General features: G+C 68.7%; 5 protein-coding genes. 3 read left to right on the forward strand and 2 right to left on the reverse strand.

What is annotated here, in order from left to right; translation table 11 throughout:
* The first annotated feature begins 177 nt into the window (after positions 1 to 177).
* Positions 178 to 369 carry a hypothetical protein gene (locus tag QYM41_RS17370; protein WP_368801022.1) on the forward strand — a complete coding sequence of 64 codons (192 nt, stop codon included), beginning with the start codon at positions 178 to 180 and terminating at the stop codon, positions 367 to 369.
* A gap of 64 nt (positions 370 to 433) precedes the next feature.
* Complete coding sequence (locus QYM41_RS17375) at positions 434 to 943, forward strand: hypothetical protein (protein ID WP_368801023.1); 510 nt, start codon at positions 434 to 436, stop codon at positions 941 to 943.
* Between the two features lie 104 nt (positions 944 to 1,047).
* Here the strand turns inward: QYM41_RS17375 and QYM41_RS17380 are convergent, their stop codons facing one another.
* Positions 1,048 to 2,325: an amidohydrolase family protein gene (locus QYM41_RS17380; protein WP_368801024.1), complete on the reverse strand. Its 1,278-nt coding sequence runs from the start codon at positions 2,323 to 2,325 to the stop codon at positions 1,048 to 1,050.
* A 54-nt stretch (positions 2,326 to 2,379) separates the two neighbouring features.
* On the opposite strand from QYM41_RS17380, the gene QYM41_RS17385 reads away from it, so the two are divergent.
* Entirely contained in the window at positions 2,380 to 3,153 is a 774-nt protein-coding gene (locus tag QYM41_RS17385) for a MerR family transcriptional regulator (protein ID WP_368801025.1), read from the forward strand.
* 33 nt (positions 3,154 to 3,186) lie between these two features.
* Here the strand turns inward: QYM41_RS17385 and QYM41_RS17390 are convergent.
* The coding region (locus tag QYM41_RS17390; RefSeq protein WP_368801026.1) for an integrase core domain-containing protein at positions 3,187 to 3,994 on the reverse strand (808 nt) is incomplete at its 5' end.

Here is a 3,994-nt window from a genome sequence, read left to right on the forward strand (position 1 = left end):
GCCCAAAACCAGAAACCGCCGGATTTACTGTGATCAGCTCACCGGAAAATCAACGTCGGCGCATCCAGGCTCAGCGGTGACCTGTCCGTGCCACACCCGGGTCCGACGCCGCGGCGATGACCGCAGCTCGCGCGCATGGGCAAGTGCCGGCAGTCCGACACGCACGGCACGGGCAGGGTGCAAAGCTCGCAGCCGTTCCTCGTGATGGACGTCGCCGGCTTCGGGGCATTCCTCGGGCTGTTCATCTGGTTGCTCATGGTCGCCCTCACCTTGTCGCTGCTCTATTGGGTGGTGCGCAAGGGCGTCACCGCCGGCATCAAGGACTACGCGCACCAGCACGGCGACCGCACCGGCAACTGGCAGCCATAGCCCCCCAGTACCATCCCGCTCGGAGACCAGCACCCCATCCTCGATGCGCCAAGGAGCCCCCGCCGTGCAGCGACCCGCCCGTGTCCTCAGCCTCGCCGTTGCCGCTCTCACCTCCCTGGCCCTCACCGGGTGCGAGGACAACCTGCTGCTCCAAGACAGACCAGAACCCCTGTCTCAGGTCACGCCCACCGCGATCACCCCCGACCCGGGGTGCACCATCTCCGAAGGCGCCAAGGACCCAGGGCAGACCGAGGACCTCACCACAGCCCCCGAGACCTTGAAGCTGAGCTGCGACGACCGGGCCCTGATCCTCGCCGGTGACTACACCAACAAGACCGCCAACAACTTCTTCCCGGACCACACCGCCATCAAAGCGGCCATCGTCGTCGACGGCGAAGCCCGCATCTGGCACCTCCTCGGCCCCCAGGGCGAGGACGAGGGATGCCTAACCATTCAGCGCCTCGACGAGACCAGCGCCCCCCGCGACGAGTGCGACGCCGAGCGGCTCAACCAGTGGCAGGACAGCGACCCCGCCGCAGAAACCCGCGACACCCCCGCAGCCCAGATCCCCTAGAACCTGCCCCACGGAATAACAGCTGCCCCAAAAGGAACCCCAACTGCAACGGGGTTCATCGGCGGTTTCTCGATCGGTCCGCTGGGGCTGGTCGAGTGCCGCGGTCAGGAGGTGAACTGCGGCCACACCTGGTGGATGGCGGCGATGATCTTCTCGTTGGTGGCCTGCAGTGCCGCCAGGTCGGTCTCCTCCTCCGGGCTTCCCCGATACCCGTCCAGATCCACTGCCACACCCTGTTTCCATACGGCGGTGATGTCCTGGGTGGCGGTGATGTCCTCATCCGGGCGCCCGGCCACGAGGACGAGATCGGCCCGTGCCCCCGGGCGGATCACCCCGCGGTCCTGAAGACCGAAGGCGGCCGCCGGGCCGGAGGTCGCCGCGGCCAGTGCGTCCAGCGGGCTCAGCCCGGCGGCCACGAGGTGCTGGAGTTCCCGGTGCAGGCTCGCCCCGTGGACCAGACCCGGATTGGGGGCATCGGTGCCGGCCAGGATCGGCACCCCCCGGGCGTGCAGGGCCCCCACGTTGCGCCTGGCGGCGGCGAAGTCGGGCGCCCCTGGGGGCATCCACCGCTTCCCCTGGCGCTGGAGCATCCCGGTCCATCCCGGTCCCAGGCGCGAGGCCAGGCGCGACTGACCCAGTAGCGGCATGGTGCCGTCCGGGCCCGGGAAGCCGTCGGCGATGCCGAGCGTGGCGATCACCGGTATCCGGGATGCGGCCAAGACCTCCAGCTGGGCCTCGCTCAACGGCTCGAACGGCACGTGGGCGAGGACGTCGACGCCCTGGGCCACGACGTCGACGGCAGCCGCGGCACTGGTGACGTGGGCGACCACCAGCATCCCGCCCGTGTGGGCGGCCCGGACCAGGGCGGCCACCGTGGGCAGATCCAAGGAGGGCATGCGCATCGGGGCGGTCGAGCCGTCGTCGTAGAAGACCTTCAGATGGGTCGCCCCCTCTCCCCTGCGGTCGGCGACGAAGGCCGCGGCGTCTGAGGGCCCGGTGACGTAGGGAAAGGGTGCGTAGGCCATCGTGGGATGCCCACCTGGGGCGGTCGCCCCGATGCTCGAGGTCCTGATCTGCGCCACCCCCGGTCGGTGGTTGCGGGCCAGGACCGGGGTGATCACCTCAGGTTTGCTGAACTGGTCGATCCCGGTGGTCACCCCGAACGTCACCGCCTGGTGGGCGGTCCCGGGCAGCAGGTGCAGGTGCGCATCGATGAGCCCGGGCAGCAGGGTGGCCCCACCTGCCTCCACCACGGTGTCCCCGGCGGCCACCAGTTCGGGCCCTCCCACAGCTTCGATGCGCCCGTCCACCACGCGCACCGTGTCATGGGCGCTCATAGTGGTGCCGTCGAAAATCCTCGCGTTATTGATCGTCAGTGCCATGGCTTTCACGGTAGAAGTTGACGCTACGAGAAGGTCAAGGCGATACGGTGGAGCGTGCGCTACTCCATCAGCCAGCTCGCCACCATGGCCGGGATCAGCGCCCGGACCCTGCGCCACTACGACGCCATCGGGCTCCTGGCACCGGCTGAGATCGGGGCCAATGGCTACCGTTGGTACGGCCGGGAGCAACTGCTGCGTCTGCAGCGCATTCTGTTGCTGCGCGAAGTGGGTGTGCCCCTGGGCGAGATCGGGCAGGTGATCGACGGGCAGGTCAACGAGATCACCGCCCTGCGCGCCCAGCGCGAACAGATCCTCGCCGAACAACACCGTCTGGGCACCGTGATCGAAACCATCGAGGCCACGATCACCGATCTCACCGGCGCCCACGCCATGGAACCTGCGGACTTCTTCCGCGGCCTCCACCACGACCGCACTCGGCTGAAGGACCGGCTCAGGGCCGCCCACGGCCCAGCAGTCGAGCACACCTTCGCCGCCGTCGAGACCGCCACCGACGGCTGGGAAATGACCGACTACGAACAAGCAGCCGCCGATAGCCGAGCCTTGCTCCACCGCATGGCCGGACTCATGCGACACCAGGTGCCGTCTGATGGCCAGGACGCCCAACAGCTCGTCGAGGAACACCACGAAGCCATCGCCCAGTTCTGGAAACCGGATGCCGAGGCATACCGCGCCCTGGCCGATCACTACCTCAACGACGACCAACAACGGACCTGGATCGCCGACGTCGACCCAGCCCTACCCGGCTGGCTGGCGACAGCAATGAAGTACTACGCCACCCACCACCTGCACGGCGCAACCACGCCTTGACCTCTAGTAGAACCGGTCACGGAGTGTCCCGCGTCAAGTAAGTGGCAGGATTTCTTCTCGATCGAAGGTGGGGATGGTCGGGTCGGCCAGGCCGGCGTGGACCTCGGCGGGCCGGTTCCAGGCGATGGCCTCGTGCGGGCGGACGTGGTTGTAGTCGGCGCGGTAGGCGTCCACGTGCTCGACCAGGGACAGGCCGTGGTCGATCTCCTCGAGGAAGAGCCATTCGTACTTCAGGGTGCCGAACCCGCGTTCGCGTGACCCGTTCTGCCCCGGGGTCCTGGCCTTCGTGCGCACGTGGTGCAGCTCGGGGTGCGCGGCGATGAACGCCTCGAAGGTGAAGGACCGGAACGGGCCTCCGTTGTCCGTCACGATCGTCACCACCGGTAGGACCTCCCCAGTCTCGGGATCGACCCGCGCGTGGTCGGTCAGGGGTGCTCCGAGCAACTGCTCGGACTCGGCCAAGGCCTTCTCGATCGCCGCGATCGCATCGTGCATGTTCGCCGTGGAGGACACATGGGCGTCGAACTCGTACTTGGAGAAGTAGTCCCGGCACGCCGCGATCCGCCAGGTCCCTCCCGTGGTGGTCTCGAACTCGGAGAAGTCCAGCTGCCAGACCTGGTTCGGGGCCGTGGGCTCGGCGGCGAACGCCGCCCGGCGCCGCTGGGCGAGCTTGCGTCGCTCCCGCTGGTACTCGGCCGGCAGGAGCAGCCCCTCCTCGCGCAGCAGGCGCAGCACGGTGGCCTGGGAGACCCGGTGCCCGTCGTGGCGGACCATCGCCCAGACCTTGCGGTGGCCCCAGGCTGGGTGGGCCAGCGCGTGCGCCACGACGGCCTCGCGAACG

Origin of the sequence: Kocuria oxytropis, assembly GCF_040981195.1 — a bacterium.
In the GTDB taxonomy this organism is placed as follows: domain Bacteria; phylum Actinomycetota; class Actinomycetes; order Actinomycetales; family Micrococcaceae; genus Kocuria; species Kocuria oxytropis.